Consider the following 17924-nt stretch of genomic DNA (forward strand, 5'->3'; position numbering starts at 1 on the left):
TCACGTCTCGTCGGCGGCCTCGGCCACAGCGAGGTCGATGAACAAGGCCGCCGACCACCCGAAACAGGTGGTCGCGCGGGGCGGACGCGCCGCGTCGACGCAGGAGAAGTACTCATGCGGCCCGCCGCCAGAGATCACCATGTCTAGGGTGCGTCGGCGCAGCGCCTTGGCTCGGCTCACCTCGCCTTGTATCAGCAGTCCCTGGATCAAGAGCCAGTTGGTGTTCACCCACACCGGGCCGCGCCACATGCGCAGTTCCTCGAAATCAGGGTCGGCGAGCGCGACGGTCGGTACGGGGACGGCGGCAGCGAATCTGTCCGGGTCCTCGAGTGAAGCGATGAGCCCCTGCGTAATCTCGGGATCGACCCCATCGCACAGCAGCGGCATAAGCCCCAGCACCGTATCCTCCCTGATCAGGCCATGTTCTCCGACGGCGTGGAAGCGCCCCTCCTGCGCATGCCACGTCTCCAGCAGGCGCCCCAGCATCTGCTGGCTTCGGCTGCGGTGGTGCTCGGCCTCGTCCCGACGGCCCTGTCGGCGTGCCCAGGTCTCGAGGATCCGATCCTGAAGGATCAGGTACGCCCACAGGTCTGGGGAGCCAACGATCGCGGAACGGTCGAAGACCGGGGAGTCGTCGAGCCCTGAGGAGTAGGGGTGAAGGTAGGCCGGGCCGTCCACCAGATCGGACCAGGACCGCTCGAACCACCATGACTGTGAGGCGGCGATGACATCGGTGAGCTCCTCGGCGAGCGCGGTGTTCCCTGCTGCCCGATCAACCAGGTCGACCGCGAGGGCGGTCAATGGAGGCTTCGTCAGGGGGATGCGCTGATGCGCGAGCGTGGGCGAGCTCATGGCCCGCAGGTTCTCCAGATCAGTCTCGGGCAGGTCGTCGCTCGAGGCGAGGATGCCCTGTTCGTGAAGGACATCGGGCAGTTGCCCATACTCGCTCGGCCGCGACAGCGCCAGCTGGAGCTGCCCTCGTGCGAGGTCGAGATCGCCGTGTCTGAGCCCGATCGCGATGAAGTAGGCGTCCCACTGCCACAGACCCACGTAGCCGCGCTTGCTCGGGACGACGGCGAGGTCGTCCAGCGCACCTCCGAGCGCGAGGGTGTTCACCCCGAGGACCCACCAGCAAAGACGTGCCATCCGCTCACGCTGTGGAAGGACCGCAGGGCACCGCGCCATCCATCGTGATGCCTCAGCTGAGGTCGCGGAGAGGACCTCGTCGATCCGCCGATGCGGTGCCGGTCCAGCGCAGCGGATCATCAGTTCCGCTGCTTCGCTCCGCGCGACCAGCCGGATGACGCCCTGGGCCTCGTCGCTGACTGTCATCTTGTGGGTCCAGAGCCGACGCTGCCCAGTCGGCAGCCCGAGCTCGTGTTCGGCGTCAGGCTCCTGCAGCAGGAATCTCACGCTCCACCCCGCGGGCAGCGGACCGATGTGGACCGTGTCCTGAGCGGTCACGGCCACGGCCACCGGGCCGCACCAGATGGCAACGGGATCCGCGGAGCCCACCTGGACCCGGTCCCCGCGCTCATCGAGGACCTCCAGCTGATCCACCAGGATGCTCTCGTCAAGATCCCGCTCGTAGGTGGCGCGCAGTACCTGCAGCAGGCCAGATTCCTGTGGGCTCCTGCGCACGAGCAGCCGTGAACGCCTCACCGTGTACGGGACCTCATCGAGGTCGATGAGCCCCGCGGGAAGAAGCGATGCTCCGTTCATCAGCGGCCTCCCAGTCCGGAGGTCGCCAGCGAGTTCATGATCTGCTTCTGTCCTACAACAAATGCGGCGAGCATCGGGATCGTCGACAGTGCGGTAGCCGCCATGACGATGCCGTAGTTCATGCCGCCGTACTGCCCTTGGAACTGCGAGAGCAACAGGGGAACCGTGAACAGTTCGGTCGAGTTCAGCAGCACGAGCTGCATGAGGAAGTTGTTCCACGAATCCAGTACGGCGATGATCGCCAGCGCGCCGAGGCCCGGGCGGATCGCCGGCAGAATGATCTGCCAGTAGATGCGCAGACGTGATGCGCCGTCCACAATGGCGGCTTCCTCCAGTTCGAGAGGCACGGACATGATGAACTGCCGAGCCAGGAAGACTCCGAACGGATTCACCATCATGGCCGGGATGATCAGCGCGAGGTGCGAGTCGACCCATCCGATCTTGGCCATGAGGAAGTAGAACGGCACCAAGGTGACTTGTTTCGGCACCATCTGCATCGCGAGGAACAGCCAGAACAGCACTTTCGCGCCCCGGAACTGGATCCGAGCGAAGGCATAGCCGGCCATGGATGAGGTGATGAGGGTGCCGCCGACGCTGAGAACTGCGATGTAGATGCTGTTAGCGTAGGCCCTTCCGAACGGCAGTGCAGACCAGGCATCCGGCCAGTTTTCCCACGCCCAGGGGGTGGGCCACAGGCTCAGCGGCTCCTGGAGCAGCTGTGGCAGGGACTTGAAGCTGGTGAGAACCATCCAGAGAAACGGAGCGGTCATCGTCAGTCCGCCCAGCAGGAGCACGACATGCAGGAGGACGCGCCGGGCTCTGGATCGTGAACGGCCGCGCAACGCAGCACTGTTGATCGTGATGGGTGAACTCTGTGTCGTCATCGGGATCACACCTCGTAGTGCACGAAGCGCTTCTGGAGCGCGAACTGGGCGGCCGTGATCACCAAGGTGATGGCCAGCAGGATCACGGACGCCGCGGATGAGACGCCGAATTCTGCCTTCGCGAATCCGAGGTCATAGATGTGATAAACGATTGTTCTGGTCGCATTGTCCGGACCTGCGTTCTTCACGAGCACAAAGACCAGGTCGAAGGTCTGCAGCGAGCTGATGAAGGCGATCACGGACTGGAAGAAGATGATCGGAGAGAGCATCGGCAGGATGATCGACAGCATCCGTCTGATCGGTCCGGCCCCGTCGATCTGCGCCGCCTCCAGGACAGCGGCAGGGATGTTCTGCAGCCCCGCTAGGAAGATCACCACATTGAGTCCCAGGGACGCCCAGATCGTCACCATGCACACAGCAGCCAGTGCCAGGCGCGGATCTCCCAGCCAATCGGGCGGGTTCGTGCCGAAGACTGCGGCGATCGCGGTGGAGATCCACCCGTCGCGGCGAAGCAGCTGCTGCCAGAGCATCGCCACGGCGACCATGCTGGTCACCACGGGAGCAAAGAACATCACCAGGTAGATTGCGCGGCCACGGATCCCATTGAGCAAGACAGACACAATGATCGCCAGCGCAAGACCGATGGGAACCGTGATCGCCGCGATGAGGAGGGTATTGATGATCGCCCTGCCCAGCAGCGGGTCCGTGAACTGATCGATGAAGTTCGTAAGACCCGCCCATCGCGGCATCCCGAAGCCGTTCCACTCGGTGAAGCCGAGCACGAAGGAACCGATGAAGGGGATGAGCGTGAAGAGCAGAAGACCGATGCCCTGCGGTGCGATGAAAAACCATCCCCACCGCTTGTCACGCTCCTTCCATCCTTTCCGGCGCGGCGGAGCCATCGAGGTCATTTCTCTGCCTTCTCCGCCACGAGCTCAGCGACCTGGGAGAGCGTCGTTCGAGCATCCGACTTGCCCTGGTACAGCGGGAGCATGTGGTCCACGGCGATCGAGTTCGACAGATCAGGAACCGCGGCTTCCGTTGGGAAATTCGAGTACCCAGCATCGCGCATGTCCAGCATCGTCTGTGCATGCTTGGGGTATCCGCCGTCGGTGACGAGGCTGTCTGCTCCCTGGATCGATGGCACGGCATTGCCACTGTCTTCGAGACGCAGCTTCTGCCCGTCGACCGACAGGAACTCGGTGAAGAAGGTGAACGCCGCCTCGGGGTCTGCGACCTTCTTGTTGATGACGAGGTAGGAGGCAGCGACTCCGGTCGAGGCAGCCGAGCCATCGGGCGTCGGCCACGGAACGATGTCGTACAGGTCCTCATCCACCCCTCCGCCCCGGATCGCGCCGATGGTGTAGCGCCCGGCCGCGAAGAACCCGAGCTTGTGCGTGACCAGCATCGTGTCAGCACCGGATCCCTCGGGGAGCAGATCCGCAATGAGGAACTCCTCGTTCTGGAACCTCGTTGCGAACTCCTCCATGGCACGGATCGATGTCTCATCCTCATGGGCGACGTAGGCCCCGTCCTCGTCATAGACGGTTCCGCCCTGGGAGGTCATCCAGCTGTCATGCGTGGCCCAGTAGTTGTAGAAGACAGCCCCGGTGAGGCCGGCCGCCTTCAGCTTGCTCGTCATCTCGAAGAAGGTCTCTGTCGTCCACTGCCCGGCAGCAGCAAGGTCGGCGGGGTCCTCCGTGATGCCAGCGGCTTGCAGTGCTTCCTTGTCGTACCACAGCGTGTCCGGGTTCACGTCATTGGGAATCCCGTAGAGGGCGTCGTCCAGGGTCGCGACGGAAAGCAGGTCGGCGGCGAAGTCTTCCTTCGAGACGGCGCCGTTCTGCCCCAGCCGGTCGTCCAGAGGGAGTAGCACGCCGTTGGGGATGACCGAGGCGATGCGGTCATCCCCGAGGTAGAAGACATCCGGGGCAGTGCCGGATGACAGCTGGGTGAGCAGCTTGGAGTGGTACTCGTCGTAGGAAGGAGTCGGCTGGAAGTTGAGCTCGATATCCGGATGCTTCGTCTTGAACGCTTCCTGGAACTTGTCGAAGCTCTTCAGATCCTCCGGGCTGCCCCAGGTCGACCACGTGACCGACCCTTTCTTTCCGCCTCCCGAGGAGCCGCTGCACGCGGCGAGTCCGAGCACGGCGGCGCTCACCACTGCGAGCGATCCGAATCCACGACGCGAGATGGAAGTGGTCATGATGTTCTCCTGTGAATCTTCGTTGATAGGGAGCTGGCCCGAGGGCCGCAGGACGAGAACAGGCTGTACTCGGTCCCGGAGAGGTCACGAACCGGTCGACCGGTCCAATGAGGGGTGGCCCGCAGGACCAGAGGCTGTGATGGTCCTCGGTGCGGTTATCTTCAGGGGAGGTTCGTGCAGCTCTGGCTCGGCGCTGTAGTGGGGCTTCGCGCTGGCGTCGCGGCTGAGTGCCGGAGCCGTCTGCGGCTGTTCGGACATGGGGGCGGCGCTGTCGCGGTCGGAAAGGATACCGAGCGCCATCGCGCCGAGGATCAGCGAGCCACCCAGCATCAGACGCCAGGTCAGGGATTCGCCTCCCAGTGCGATGGCAAAAGCCGAGGCGAACACGGGCTCGAGAGTCATCAGCAGAGCGACGCGGGTCGGCGAGATCCGTGCCTGCGCCCATGTCTGCAGCGCCATGGTGATCACACCAGCCATGACCGCGGTGTACAGCACGGCGAACCAGACACCGTCTCCGGACGGAGCAGTGATTCCGTCCGGCAGTGCCATCACGGTGCACACGGCAGCGATGCCGACCATCTGCACTGCGGTCAGAGCCAGGGCATCGATCTGCTTCGACGGCTTCTCCAGCAGCACGATATGGACCGCATAGACGGCTGCACCGAGGAAGGTGATGAGTTCGCCGAATCCACCGGAGACGCCGGTGAGCCCCAGAACAGCCAGTCCGCCCAGAGCAAGGACGACCGCGCCCCACACTCCGACGCCCAAGGTCCGGCGCAGGACGAGCCAGAGCAGCAGCGGGGTAATGATCACGTATGTGCCCGTAATGAATCCGGAGACGGAGGCGTCGGTCATGGTCAGTCCCCAGGTCTGCAGCACCTGTGCAATGCCGTAGACCGCGCCGAGTCCAAGCCCAATGAGCCACTCTCGCCGCCCCAGCCGACGCAGCCGCCGATGGAAGACGAGCGCAACGATCACGGCAGCAATGAGGAAGCGCACGGAGAGGAAGTCGAGGGGGTCGTGGCTGGCGACCGCTCCCTTGATCAGAAAGAACGTCGAGCCCCAGATCGCAGTGACGAGGACAAGTCCCGCTGTCGCGGCACGGCGATCGGTTCGGTCCACCACCACTGCCACCTCCTCGTCGTCCACACCCCATGTTGGTACCGGTTTCACACGCAATGTAACCGGTCTCAGTGCGGCTCGCAAGAGCTCTCGCAGGTGCACTCATGATGGTGGCGCGAGCGCAAGCTCATGCCGTGCCGATGAGAACAGTCGTACGCTGGATGGATGTTCCGACCCGTGGCCGCCCTGCTGGGCGACATCGCCTGCGTCCTGATCTTTGTTGCCATCGGCCTCGCCTCGCACGGCGAGCCGCTGAGCGGGGTGAACCTCGCCTGGGTGGCATGGCCGTTCCTGACCGGTCTGCTGCTGGGCCACCTAGCGATCCGTGCCTGGCGGCATCCCTTCGGGATCTGGCCGCAGGGCGTGTTCGTGTGGGCGATCACTGTCAGCGGCGGCATGACGCTGCGCACGCTCGTCGGCGATGGGACCGCGACCGCTTTCATTCTGGTGACGACCGGGGTGACCGCGGTGCTGCTTCTGGGCTGGCGGGCCGTGGCGTCGTACCTGACGCGGCAGGAGCACAGCCCAGCGCCCGCGCTCTCCCCGCGTGCCGAACCGGAGCCTGCCGAGCCGGAGAACACTGAGGCGGCCTCCCGCGACTGATCGCTGACGGTGCCCGCCGCGGTCTACATCAGGTTGTGAAGCGTGTGTCGATCGCACCGCCGTGGGCGGCGAGGTCTTCGGCGCGGGCGAGCGTGGTCGCTGCCTCTCGTGATGCAGCTAGCGCCTCGCGGTCGTAGTGGATCACTTCGATGGCGCGCAGGAAGGTCTGCACGCCGAGTCCGCTGGTGAAGCGGGAGGTTCCGCCGGTGGGCAGCACGTGGTTGGAGCCAGCGGCGTAGTCGCCGAGGCTCACGGGGCTGTAGGGGCCGACGAAGATCGCCCCGGCGTTGGTGACGCGGGCGGCGACGTCAGCGGCGTCAGCGGTGTGGATCTCCAGGTGTTCGGCGCCATAGGCGTTCACGGCCTCCAGGCCCTGGTCGAGATCATCCACGAGCACGGCGCCGCTTTGGGGTCCGCGCAGCGCTTCTTCAATGCGTTCGCGGTGGAGAGCGTGCGGCACCTGGGCGGCGAGCTCGGCCTCGACCGCGTCAATGAGCGTGGCCGAGGGAGTAACCAGGACACTCGCAGCCAGAAGGTCGTGCTCGGCCTGGGAGATGAGGTCGGCGGCGACGAAAGCCGGGTTGGCGGTGTCGTCGGCGAGGATCGCGATCTCGGTGGGGCCGGCTTCGGCGTCGATGCCGACCTGCCCGCGCACGAGACGTTTCGCGGCGGCCACATACACATTGCCCGGACCCGTGACGAGGTCCACGGGGTCAAAGCCGGCGCCATCCCCCAGATCGGAGGCACCGTGAGCAAGCAGGGCGATCGCCTGAGCGCCGCCGGCGGCGAGCACCTCGGTCACGCCGAGCAGAGCGCAGGCGGCCAGGATCGTCGGATGCGGCAGGCCGCCGAACTCCTTCTGCGGCGGGGAGGCGACCACGATCTGCTCGACCCCGGCAACCTGGGCGGGTACCACGTTCATCACCACAGAGCTGGGCAGCACCGCGCGTCCGCCGGGCACGTACAGGCCCACCCGGCGCACGGGCACCCAGCGCTGGCTGACAGTGCCGCCCGGGATCACCTCGACCGTGCTCTCCTCCCGCATGTGCGCTGCATCGACGCGCCGCACTCGGGCAGCGGACTCCTCCAGCGCGGCACGGATCGTCGGATCCGAGGCCTCCAGCGCATCCTCCAACGCGCTGGAGGGCACCCGCAGATGCGCCGGCCGGACCCCGTCGAAATGTTCAGAGGCATCCAACACGGCGGCAGCTCCCCGCACAGCGACATCCTCGACCACGGGACGCACGGCCTCGGCCGCGGAGGCGACGTCGAGCTCGGCACGGGGCAGGGCGGCGGCCAGCTCCGTGACGGTCATCCTGCACGCGCGAAGGTCGGTAACTGCCAGGTACGGGGCGGGAGCAGACATGTCGCCAGTCTAGGAGCGCGGCCGGATCCCCGGGACTGCTTGCTCACCTGATGGCACGGGGTATCCCGGAGATAAGGACGCTGCGTCGCAGACAAGCTGATCGCCTGGGCGTGCTGCGCCTCAGGGTCCCCAGGGGGAGTAGTCGACTTCGCCGGTGATGATCTGCTCGTTCAACGCGCTCAGACGGGCGACGAGCTCGTCCCCGTCCTGCGCGATGGTCACGGGCCAGCCGTACGCCGTTGCCACGGCCTCATCGAGTTCCCGATGACGGTCATGCAGATCCTCGAAGGCACCGTCGTCGTACAGGTTGTACAGGGCCGTCAGGCCGATGCCACGCTCACGGCTGAGAGCAGAGCGACGCTCATGGAGTTCACGCGAGGCTTCCGCGACCCGGTCACGGGCCCGGCTGCTCGGCGCCGTGGGGAACGGGAATGTCTGGAACGTGGACGTAGGCGTGTAGCGCAGATCGCTCTTCATCGTCGAGGACCACCACCATGCCCAGGCGTCGTGCGCCCTGGATGAGAGCACTCCCATCGTGAAGTCGTCATCGGCCGCGATCACGCCGACCGCGTTCGAGGGGCACGTCAGTCCAGTCTGCCACGCGGTGAAGAATCGCTTGCCGGTGAGAGTGCAGACGATATAGCGGTCTAAGTCCGCAATTGCGGTACGCATGGCCGGGCGAGGACGCCATAGCTGCCACCACAGTCTGGCGAGGTCGCCGCCAGCCTGTTCACGTTCGGGGCGCACCCGGAGCCGGACGATGTCCAGCAGCGCCGGCGACGACGCCGCATCCTCCAGCGGCATCGTGCCGAAGTCGATGATCCATCGGGTCGGCGCGCTGTCCACCGAGTTCGCGAGGTCGCGGCTGGTCAGATACGGACGCACCCGTCCGGCGTTGCGTGGGTCCTCCAGCAGCTTCTGCGCCTCGTCGGCTCCCAGGAGGAAACCGTCGCCCGTGGGCTGGCATCCGATGAAGGAGCGTCCCTTGTTCGCGGCAAGACGCTTCGGCTGCCAGCCCGCTCGGCCCTCTCGCAGCTGAGTGGTGATGCCACTGACCGGTTCACCGTCGAGCGTGAACTCGGTCGGCGGGTCCTCCGGGGACATCACCCAGTTGGTGATCGACACGTGCACCTGTGCATCACCGGGCCATTTCTGGCTGGACACGGCGTCCGTGATGACGCCACCCCGCTGCACCACATAGTCCAGCGAGCCTTGTCGATGCTTGTTCTCACGCAGAGTGTTCGTCGAGACCAGGCCGGCGCGTTGGCCGGGCTCCATCTGCTCTGCCGCGCGCCGGAACCAGTAGCCGGAGAGATCGATGACCCCTACTCGGAAAGTCTTCTTGAGCCATTCGACGTAGTCATCGCCCAGCTTGCGGCGGATCGTCCTGTCCCCGATGAACGGAGGATTGCCGATGATCACATCCGTCGCCGGCCACGCGCTGCGCAGCGCATCGGCACGGCGGAGATTCGAGAGCTCCGCGAGCGGCAGCGGATCCTCGGCGGGGCCGTGCGTCTCGATCATCTGACGATGCCCCATCCACAGGGTGATCCGCGCGATCAGCACAGCGACCGGAAGGATGTCCATGCCGTGCAGTCCCGACAGCGGGTAGTACGGCAGCGGGCCGGGTGGGACCGGGAGGCCCTTCTCCTCCGCGAGCGTGACCATGCGCCGCTTGAGCTCGGATTCCAGGTTACGCATCTCCCGGTAGGCGACGTAGAGGAAATTCCCGCATCCGCACGCGGGGTCGCACAACCGGTCACGATGGATACAAGACCCCAGTGCGGAGTGGCGCTATCGGATAGCGTCATTACCGGCTATGAACTGGGAATTCCGGCTGCCGCGGACGTTTGGAGATTAGCCTGCTGTACCGCTGAGTATCTGGCACGTCACTACCCGGCTGGCGTCCGTAGAGGGGGTGAACCAGTCGGGATCTCGCGCGCAAGAATAGACGCGGGGTCTCGACAAATGATGCGGGTAACACCTCTACCTGTAGACGATACCGCTTGCTATTCGTTCTTGCAGGTGGGCCGACGACCATCTGCACTCCTAGTCAACTACAAAGCTTTTAGCAAGTTGGGGGTCAAGTCCCTTGTAGTGGTGTAACGGCGTTTTCCTCTCGTTTGGGGTTTTAGCCTGCGAGTGCGGGCATGTCGGCATCGGTCGTGGTTGTGGGTGTGGTGATCAGGTTGAGGCGGCTCTTGGCGAGGACTTCCAGGCCGAGGTAGCGGCGGCCTTCTGCCCATTCATCGGTTTGCTCGGCCAGGACGGCGCCGACGAGCCGGACAATCGCTTCCCGGTTTGGGAAGATCCCAACCGCATCGGTGCGGCGCCGGATCTCGCGGTTCAGCCGTTCGGTGGGGTTGTTCGACCAGATCTGCTGCCAGACCTCGGTCGGGTAGCTGGTGAACGCGAGAATGTCAGCGCGGGCGGCATCGAGGTGGTCTGCGACGTCGGGGAGTTTCTCGGCGGTGTAGTCCAGTAGCCGGTCGGACTGGGCGTGAACAGCATCGGCGTCAGGCTGGTCATAGACGGAGTGGAGCATGGCCTTGACCGCCGGCCACAAGCTCTTGGGAGTGATGCTCATCAGGTTCGCGGCGTAGTGAGTGCGGCAACGCTGCCAGACGGCACCGGGCAGGTTCGCCGCGATCGCTTCCACGATGCCTTGGTGGGCGTCGGAGGTGACCAGCCGGACCCCGGACAGTCCTCGGGCGACCGGATCGGCGAAAAACTCGTTCCAGGCCGGGCCGGTCTCGCTCGTGGCGACCCGCATCCCTAAGACTTCGCGATGCCCGTCGGCGTTGACCCCGGTCGCGAGCATGACGACCGCGTTGACCACACGACCTCCCTCGCGAACTTTCATCGTCAACGCGTCGGCGGTCACGAACGTGAACGGCCCAGCATCGCCTAGTGGGCGGTGTCGAAACTCGGCGACGTGCTCGTCCAACTCGGCGGCCATGCGAGAGACCTGGGACTTCGACAGCCGGTCGATTCCCAACGTCTTGACCAACTTGTCCATCCGACGAGTACTGACTCCAGCGAGATAGCAGTCGGCAACAACAGTGATCAATGCGGACTCGGCGCGCTTGCGACGCTCCAGCAGCCACTCAGGGAAATAGGTGCCCTGGCGTAGTTTCGGGACCGCGATGTCCAAGGTCTCAACACGGGTATCGAGAGGCCGGTGGCGGTAGCCGTTGCGCTGGGCCCGTCGGTCAGGATCTGGGCGGCCGTACTCGGCACCTGCAACCGCATCAGCATCCGCAGACAGCAACTCGTTGATCACAGTCTGCAACAGGTGACGCCTCGGCAAGCAGTTCGCCAAGCAGCCCGGCAGGGTCGACAATATGGGTAGCGGTCATCGTGTGGCCTTTCGCGAGTGAGTTGTAGCGGACGAAACTCGAGGATCACGCGGTGACCGCCCTGCTGTCCAGCACGACCACCCCGCTACACCACTATGAGGGACTCAACTCCCTTGGTGATTAGCAGCGCCCTCGCTCATCAGCGAGATGCTGTTCGCACATGATCCCACTAGCGCCATGTTCGCGACAGCACCACGTGTGCCAAACGTGTCGAGGTACTCCGATTCGAGCTGTGGGTTTAGGGCTTGGCGCCTGGCACCGGGACCGCGTCCGCTAACCTGAGGTGTGTCTCAGCTGCCAACGAGACGACGCATCGGCGGCAGCCACGAAATCGTGGAACCGTCCGGGCCGACTAGACAATTCCTTAGGCGTGCCGGTTTCGGCGACGATAGCACCGTCCGCTAAGGGTTCGAGGAAGACCACCTGATCGGCGCTATCTATGGTGGATAGTCTGTGCGCTACCACGATCACAGTGCGGCCCTCAGATAGTTGACTGATGACGTCGCTAATCGCCGATTCATTCTCGCCGTCCAGCGCCGAGGTAATCTCGTCGAGCAGCAGTATCGGAGCATCCTTGATGAATGCCCGAGCGATTGCCACTCGTTGGCGCTCACCTCCAGACAGGCTCTGCCCGGCAGGCCCCACTTCGGTATCCCAACCGTGAGGCAGCGCCTCAATCACCCGATCAAGTCTCGCCTTGCGAGCTGCCTCTTCCAACTCGGCGTCCGTCGCATTGGGGCGGGCAATCCGCAGATTCTCCCGGATCGTGGTGTCAAACAGGTAGGTGTCCTGGAACACCATCGAGGTCAGCTCCATGATCCGCGTGGTTGGAATCTCGCGCACGTCCACCCCGCCGATGGTCACGCTACCGGCGTCGACATCCCAAAACCTTGCGGTGAGACGCAAGATCGTCGACTTCCCGGCCCCTGACGGCCCCACTAGTGCGGTGACTGCTCCCTGCGGGGCGGTGAGCGAGACATCGTCTAGGACAGGCCGGCCTGACTCGTAGGAAAACGACACTCCTCGGAATTCAATCGACGTCCCACGCGGTTCCCGTGCCTGCTCGGAATCAGGTTCGGCAAGTGGCGCGGCATCAAGGATTATTCCCATCTGGCGCAACGCCACTGCGGCGTTATCGACCTCAGATGCGTAGAGCGCGGCTTTTGTGAGCGGCAGCAGCATGCGCGCACTGACCGCCGCGATCACCAGATACGCAATCGGGTCCAGACGCGCTCCGGTCACGAACGACAGCCCCAAGGCGAGCACCACCGCGAAAGTCACGTTAGCGATGAGGTTGAATCCTTGGGCAGGTCGGCCCTTGATCCGAAGCCCGGCCAACGTCGCCTCAGAGTCGGCTTGCAGAGTCTCTTGTACGGGGTCCCACGACGTCGCGGCACCCGTGGCTCGAAGCACCGGTTGTAGCCTGGCGAACTCAATCAACCGGCCGGCTGCGGCGGCCGAGGTACGGTCTTCCATGTCATTGGCTCTGGTTGTTGCCGCCGACATTTTCCGCCACGTGAGAATAAACGGCAAGATCGACACTGCCATGACCACAGCTAACGGCCACTCAATGAATGCGGTGGCAACGAGTATCACCAACGGCACGATGAAGGCGTTGCACAGGTTCGGGATCACCATTGATGCCAGATGCGACAGGGTGTTGATCTCCTTGGAGGTCGCATTAGCCACGTCCGCTTCGCGTTTGGCATTAAACCACCCAAGCGGCAGCTGCAAGACATGATCTGCTACGCGATCAATTAAGGTATCGCATACTTCATAGACGCTGATCCGATAGGAGCGGTACATCGCGAAGGTGTCGACCGTCACCGTGATCGCGCCGAGGATGGCAACGACGACGAGCCAGGTGCCAAGGGTTTCAGAGCGGGAGAATAATGCCCGAAGGAAGGGGATCATCAACGCCAGTGTGATGCCTTGTAGGACAGCGGAGAAGGCGAACCAGCCCACCAACGTACGCAACTCGGCCCTGTTGACGACCCTGATCATTAGTTTCCACATGAGCGTGTCTCTCCTTAGGCCATGTAATGGAGTTCTTGGGCCCGCCACATCTCGCTATAGGTCCCCGCTTGGTCGACCAAGTCCTCGTGCCTACCACGCTGAGTGATGTGGCCGTCCTCAATCACGAGGATCTGGTCGGCGTCTCGGATGGTGGCGAGTCGATGCGCGATGATGATCACCGTGCGCCCGGATGCCAAGGTGCTGAGCGCTTCGTGGATCGCACGCTCCGACTGGGGGTCTGCTTGCGCGGTGGCCTCGTCGAGAATCAAGATCGGCGCATCCTGCAAGTATGCTCGCGCCAGGGTGATGCGTTGCCGCTCACCGCCCGAGAGGAAGCCACCAACCTCGCCAAGCACGGTGTCATACCCCTCGGGCAGACGCATAATGCGATCGTGGATGCATGCCGCACGGGCTGCTGCCTCGACCTCGGCGCGCGTTGCCGACGGTTTCGACAGCGCGATATTGGTATGGACCGAATCGTTCGACAACGTTACGTCCTGTAGGACGATCGCGACGCGGGAAAGTAGCCACGAAAAACTCGCCTCGCGCACATCCACACCGCTGATGCGTACCACGCCATCATTGACGTCGTAAAAGCGCGCAATCAGCCGGGCCAGTGTGGACTTCCCTCCGCCCGACGGGCCCACCAGAGCCGTGACCGTTCCGGGCTCAGCCGTAAAGGAGACACCGTGCACAACGGGCACGTCAGGCTCGTAGGAGAAGGAAACCTCACAGACCTCAACTTGGCCGGGGTTTGGGCCCTCTTCTTGGGTGCGGCTGCCTTCGGGCATGGGTTTCTCGGAAAGCAGCTCTGCCGTGGTGCGAGCCGCCAGCTGCGACTCATAGATATGCTGCATCAGACCGACTAGCACCGTGAACCCCTCCGGGATGCCGGGAGCGATCAGGAAGAATGGCAGCGTCGCCGACAGCGTGCTCCAATCCTGCGCGACGAATAGCGCCGCCAGTAACGCGACCGTGACGAAGACCGTGGCTGGACGCAGTAGCGAACCGAGCAGACTAATCGCTCTGCCGGAGCGACGAACCCAGTCGAAGGAGATGGCAGAAAATTGCTGGCGGGCGGCGTTAAAGCGCGTTCGGGTCGCATCGGTGGCCTGGAAATTCTTGATCTCCTTAATGCCCTCAAGCATTTCGACGGTGGCTGCGGCCAGTGCGGTCTGGGCATGTCCGAATCGCTCGGTGATATCGCTATAGCCGCGCATGGTCGTGCTGACGATGATCATGATCGCTACGGCCCACGTTCCAAAGAGCGCGAGCGCCAGTCGCCAATCGACCCACACGAGATACCCGAGGCCTACGACCATCGAGACCACGGCGTTGGTGACATCACCGGGAACATGCGCAACGAGAGTATGGATGGCTGCGGTATCGTCACACACCATCTTGCGGATGGCCCCGTGCGGCACCTGCGAGACCCTACCCAAGGGCAAACTGCCCAGCGCTTGGACCACATTGCCGCGCAACCGATGTCGGAGCTTGGCTTCTGCCTCGTGGGTGACACCCAATCCAAACAGGTAGAGCAATTGGCCCACGAACAGCGAAAGCACCGCTATCACGGCCCAAACCCACGGCTTTCCGGTCCAGCCGGTGCGCACCTGCCCGTCAAGCCAGATCGCGGCCATGTTGTGTAAGGCGACGAACGGCACCAGCGTGACGATAGCGCCTAAGGCTGTGAGGACTGCGGAAAGGACCATCGCGCCCTTGGCCGGGCGGATTAGTGCGGCGACGGAAATACTCACATCGGGCTCCTGTCGAGTCGAGTCTTTCGAAACGTTCATTGGCGCCACCACCACAGCAACGCAGTAACGGCCCAAAGGAGGCCCACCAGGCACCAATCTCGCACCTGCCACGGTGTGTGTTGGAGTTCCGTGCGCCGCGGATAGGCGCTAAAGCCACGTGAATCCATCGACAGGGCAACCCGTTCGCCGTGCTGGACGGCGAGGATCGCCAGCGGCACGAGGGAACCCACCCATCGAATTGCGGGCGCTAACGGCCCCCATGATGCCCCAATACCCCGCAATGCCCGCGCTGTGCGCAACAGCTGGAAATCTTGCCGGAAACGAGTGACGAAGGCGACAGCCGCAGCTCCCGCCGCAGTGACCCGATGGGGAAGCTTGAACGTCGTCGTCAACGTGCGAAGCAGCGCTTCCGGATGAGTGCTGATGCCTGAAAGCAGCATGAGGGACAACAGTGCCCCGATACCGCTCGCTGCCGCAAGCTCGCCACCGTAATTGTAGATTGGGCTGACCTCTTCAATGGTGTAGTTGTAGCGGAACACCGGCAGTAGCACAGCTGCGATGACCCAGGGTGCTAGCAGTGACATGACCGTTCGAGCGCGACTCGCTCTCGCGGCTACCATGGCCAGGCTCGCTGCGATGAGCACTCCAACATTGACGGCCGGGTCCTTGCATACGAACACCATGACCATCGCCGGGATTAGCGCCAATAGCAACGTCACAGGATTGAACGATGAGAAGAGTCCACGGGGCACGGACGGCGAAGGCGGGTTCGCTGGTGCTGCGGATGCGGCGTTTTCACGAGTTTCGCTAACGGCAGCAGGTAGCGCGATGATGTGGCTGCAGCGTGATAGGGCAAGTTCTAGGTCGTGGGTGGCCATGATGACGGTTCTGCCCTCAGCGCGCAGTTCGTCGATGAAGGCCATGAGTTCGCAGGTATTCGCCCAGTCCTGGCCGTACGTGGGCTCGTCAAGGACAATCACATCGCGGCTCTCGGCGACCATCGTAGCCACCGATAGTCTACGAATCTGGCCGCCTGAGAGAGTCAACGGGTGTTGGTCTCGATACTGGGAGAGATCGAATTGCTCCACAATAGCCTCGGCTTTAGACGCGGAAACATCCCCCGTGGAGATTTCGCCAGCCACGGTGGAACAAACCATCTGATGTTCCGGGTTTTGAAACACGTAGCCGACCTGGTGCCGCCCTCGCCGCACAACCTCTCCGCAGACCGTAGCGCGTTGTGCCTTTGATGGTATGAGACCCGCCAGCGCCGCGAGCAGGGATGTTTTGCCTGCGCCATTCGGCCCTATAAGCGCGATAAACTCGCCACCCCGTAGCCGCATAGAGATAGCTGGGGAACGTCCGGGAACACAGAAATCTGCCAGCTCTACCGTGGCGCTGCCTCCACCGTCGAGCGTGTCAATCGCATCGATGGTTTCCCATCCTGCTTCGGTGCGCCGCTGATATTGCACCGAATCACCACAGATATCCGTGATGCGGGGAACTCGAATGCCCGCCTGCTCGCAGGTCAAGGCGTGGTGCGGGGATTCGTCGCGTAACGCACGGGGCAGCCACACTCCGCACGCCTCAAGTTCCGCGGTATGGCTGAGAAAAACCTCATGTGGAGTTCCCTGCGCGATCACCGCGCCCTGCGCGTTGAGCGCTATGACGTGATCGCACAGGGGTAGGACCGGGTCGAGGTCATGGTCGATCACCACGATGCCCACGCCATCGCTAACCAGCTGTTGGATGACGCTGTAAAACTCGTCCGTGCCTTGCGTGTCAATAGTCGATGTTGGCTCATCGAGGACTAGTAAGCGGGGCTGCATAGCCAGTGCTACCGCGATCGCTAGGCGCTGGCGTTGGCCGCCCGATAATCTCCATGGGCTCTCCCACAGCTTGGTCTCCAGACCAACCGCAGCCAATGCCTCGCGTACCCGTCGATCAATCTCAGGAACAGGCAGGCAGAGGTTCTGCAGCGCAAACGCGACATCGTCATACACCGTACGGGTAATGACTGCGGCATCCGGATTTTGTCCCACGTAGGCGACATTGGTAGCGATCAACTGGACCGTGGCGTCGGCGATTTCGGCGCCGGCAATTTGAACGCTGCCGGAGTATTCGGACGGCAGACAGTGGGGCACAAGGCCGCACACGGCTCGGACGAAGGTAGTTTTACCGCATCCAGAGGGCCCAATGACGGCCGTTACCTGACCGCTCAGGTGGACCAGGCTTGGACGTTGCAGCACCCACCGGTCCTGACCCAAGTAGTGAACGGAAAGATCCTCAACCGCCAGGAGCGCCCGCGCGGACTCGCTCACAGACCGTTGCTCGCTGCTCAAAGTGGAGGCCAGCGTTTCACTCACGATGGTCTACGCCTACGCCTGCATTGTTGAGCAAACGGGTTAGTCCGACAACGGCCAAACCGCCAATGACGGACGACGTGACTCCCACCAGCACGATCAGTCCCGATACCGAGATTCCCACCGCGTGCTTGAGCAGCGTGAGGTACAACAGGCTGTTAAATGCCCCGAAGAATGCGGCGGAGATCAGATACGCCCACCACGTCCACTTCCGGTACAGCATCAACGCCATGGGAAACTCAACCAGGAGCCCGCCAATGACGTTACCGACAATCGCGGCAGGCCCAGTGGGAGTAGTAAATACGCTCACAACTCCGATGATCAGCGCGGCCAGCAGCGAAGCGCCCGGCCTTCGCACAACGGCCAGAGGAAGGAGGTAGGGAATGACCCAAAGTCCGAGAAGGGACACCCCGAGCCAGACTGCGCTCTGCGAAGCCGCACCCGCCGGCGCGATGTAGTTCAGTGGGATGAGGATGATGAGGCCGACCACCGACAGGGAGGCCACCATCATGAGATTTCGGGTACCTAG

General features: G+C 63.5%; 12 protein-coding genes and 1 pseudogene. 1 reads left to right on the forward strand and 12 read right to left on the reverse strand.

Annotation, left to right across the window (positions count from 1 at the left end):
- The 5 genes from C8271_RS10485 to C8271_RS10505 all read right to left on the reverse strand — a co-directional run bounded on the left by C8271_RS10485 (position 1) and on the right by C8271_RS10505 (position 5934).
- Positions 1 to 1722 carry an MGH1-like glycoside hydrolase domain-containing protein gene (locus C8271_RS10485; RefSeq protein ID WP_106507237.1) on the reverse strand — a complete coding sequence of 574 codons (1722 nt, stop codon included), beginning with the start codon at positions 1720 to 1722 and terminating at the stop codon, positions 1 to 3.
- The gene (locus C8271_RS10490; protein ID WP_106507238.1) at positions 1722 to 2606 is read right to left on the reverse strand and encodes a carbohydrate ABC transporter permease; all 885 of its coding nucleotides are present in this window, start codon (positions 2604 to 2606) and stop codon (positions 1722 to 1724) included. Before C8271_RS10490 ends, C8271_RS10485 begins: the two co-directional genes overlap by 1 nt.
- Before the next feature lie 5 nt (positions 2607 to 2611).
- On the reverse strand, positions 2612 to 3517 hold the full coding sequence (locus C8271_RS10495) for a carbohydrate ABC transporter permease (RefSeq protein ID WP_106507239.1): 906 nt from the start codon (positions 3515 to 3517) through the stop codon (positions 2612 to 2614).
- Positions 3514 to 4812 carry an ABC transporter substrate-binding protein gene (locus C8271_RS10500; RefSeq protein ID WP_106507240.1) on the reverse strand — a complete coding sequence of 433 codons (1299 nt, stop codon included), beginning with the start codon at positions 4810 to 4812 and terminating at the stop codon, positions 3514 to 3516. The genes C8271_RS10495 and C8271_RS10500 overlap by 4 nt, the downstream gene beginning before the upstream one ends.
- Before the next feature lie 84 nt (positions 4813 to 4896).
- Positions 4897 to 5934: a DMT family transporter gene (locus C8271_RS10505; protein ID WP_245921100.1), complete on the reverse strand. Its 1038-nt coding sequence runs from the start codon at positions 5932 to 5934 to the stop codon at positions 4897 to 4899.
- 165 nt (positions 5935 to 6099) lie between these two features.
- On the opposite strand from C8271_RS10505, the gene C8271_RS10510 reads away from it, so the two are divergent.
- The gene (locus C8271_RS10510) at positions 6100 to 6537 is read left to right on the forward strand and encodes a DUF3054 domain-containing protein (protein ID WP_106507241.1); all 438 of its coding nucleotides are present in this window, start codon (positions 6100 to 6102) and stop codon (positions 6535 to 6537) included.
- Positions 6538 to 6565: 28 nt separating this feature from the next.
- Here C8271_RS10510 and hisD read toward each other — a convergent pair whose 3' ends face one another.
- From hisD to C8271_RS10545, 7 genes and pseudogenes are all read right to left on the reverse strand, one after another.
- Positions 6566 to 7903: a histidinol dehydrogenase gene (gene hisD, locus C8271_RS10515; protein ID WP_106507242.1), complete on the reverse strand. Its 1338-nt coding sequence runs from the start codon at positions 7901 to 7903 to the stop codon at positions 6566 to 6568.
- A gap of 120 nt (positions 7904 to 8023) precedes the next feature.
- Positions 8024 to 9685, reverse strand: a complete 1662-nt coding sequence (locus C8271_RS10520) for a DNA methyltransferase (RefSeq protein WP_342751960.1) — start codon at positions 9683 to 9685, stop codon at positions 8024 to 8026.
- 349 nt (positions 9686 to 10034) lie between these two features.
- A pseudogene (locus C8271_RS10525) lies at positions 10035 to 11262 on the reverse strand (IS256 family transposase).
- A gap of 273 nt (positions 11263 to 11535) precedes the next feature.
- Entirely contained in the window at positions 11536 to 13278 is a 1743-nt protein-coding gene (locus tag C8271_RS10530; protein WP_106507245.1) for an ABC transporter ATP-binding protein, read from the reverse strand.
- 14 nt (positions 13279 to 13292) lie between these two features.
- Positions 13293 to 15035 (reverse strand): ABC transporter ATP-binding protein, encoded by a 1743-nt coding sequence (locus tag C8271_RS10535; RefSeq protein ID WP_013170751.1) that lies wholly within the window; start codon positions 15033 to 15035, stop codon positions 13293 to 13295.
- A gap of 35 nt (positions 15036 to 15070) precedes the next feature.
- Complete coding sequence (locus tag C8271_RS10540) at positions 15071 to 17398, reverse strand: ATP-binding cassette domain-containing protein (RefSeq protein WP_342751946.1); 2328 nt, start codon at positions 17396 to 17398, stop codon at positions 15071 to 15073.
- Positions 17391 to 17906, reverse strand: coding sequence for an ECF transporter S component (locus C8271_RS10545; protein ID WP_230972829.1), 516 nt, complete (start codon positions 17904 to 17906; stop codon positions 17391 to 17393). Before C8271_RS10545 ends, C8271_RS10540 begins: the two co-directional genes overlap by 8 nt.
- Between the last annotated feature and the right edge of the window lie 18 nt (positions 17907 to 17924).

The sequence above is a fragment of the Brachybacterium timonense genome, from assembly GCF_900258505.1.
GTDB classification, from domain to species: Bacteria; Actinomycetota; Actinomycetes; order Actinomycetales; family Dermabacteraceae; genus Brachybacterium; species Brachybacterium timonense.

What these genes read in the sequence shown, in the direction of transcription:
- C8271_RS10545 (WP_230972829.1), bottom strand. Translation starts at nt 17,906, where the DNA reads ATGATGGTGGCCTCCCTGTCGGTGGTCGGCCTCATCATCCTCATCCCA.
- C8271_RS10485 (WP_106507237.1), bottom strand. Translation starts at nt 1,722, where the DNA reads ATGAACGGAGCATCGCTTCTTCCCGCGGGGCTCATCGACCTCGATGAG.
- C8271_RS10530 (WP_106507245.1), bottom strand. Translation starts at nt 13,278, where the DNA reads ATGTGGAAACTAATGATCAGGGTCGTCAACAGGGCCGAGTTGCGTACG.
- C8271_RS10510 (WP_106507241.1), top strand. Translation starts at nt 6,100, where the DNA reads ATGTTCCGACCCGTGGCCGCCCTGCTGGGCGACATCGCCTGCGTCCTG.
- C8271_RS10490 (WP_106507238.1), bottom strand. Translation starts at nt 2,606, where the DNA reads ATGACGACACAGAGTTCACCCATCACGATCAACAGTGCTGCGTTGCGC.
- C8271_RS10495 (WP_106507239.1), bottom strand. Translation starts at nt 3,517, where the DNA reads ATGACCTCGATGGCTCCGCCGCGCCGGAAAGGATGGAAGGAGCGTGAC.
- C8271_RS10500 (WP_106507240.1), bottom strand. Translation starts at nt 4,812, where the DNA reads ATGACCACTTCCATCTCGCGTCGTGGATTCGGATCGCTCGCAGTGGTG.
- hisD (WP_106507242.1), bottom strand. Translation starts at nt 7,903, where the DNA reads ATGTCTGCTCCCGCCCCGTACCTGGCAGTTACCGACCTTCGCGCGTGC.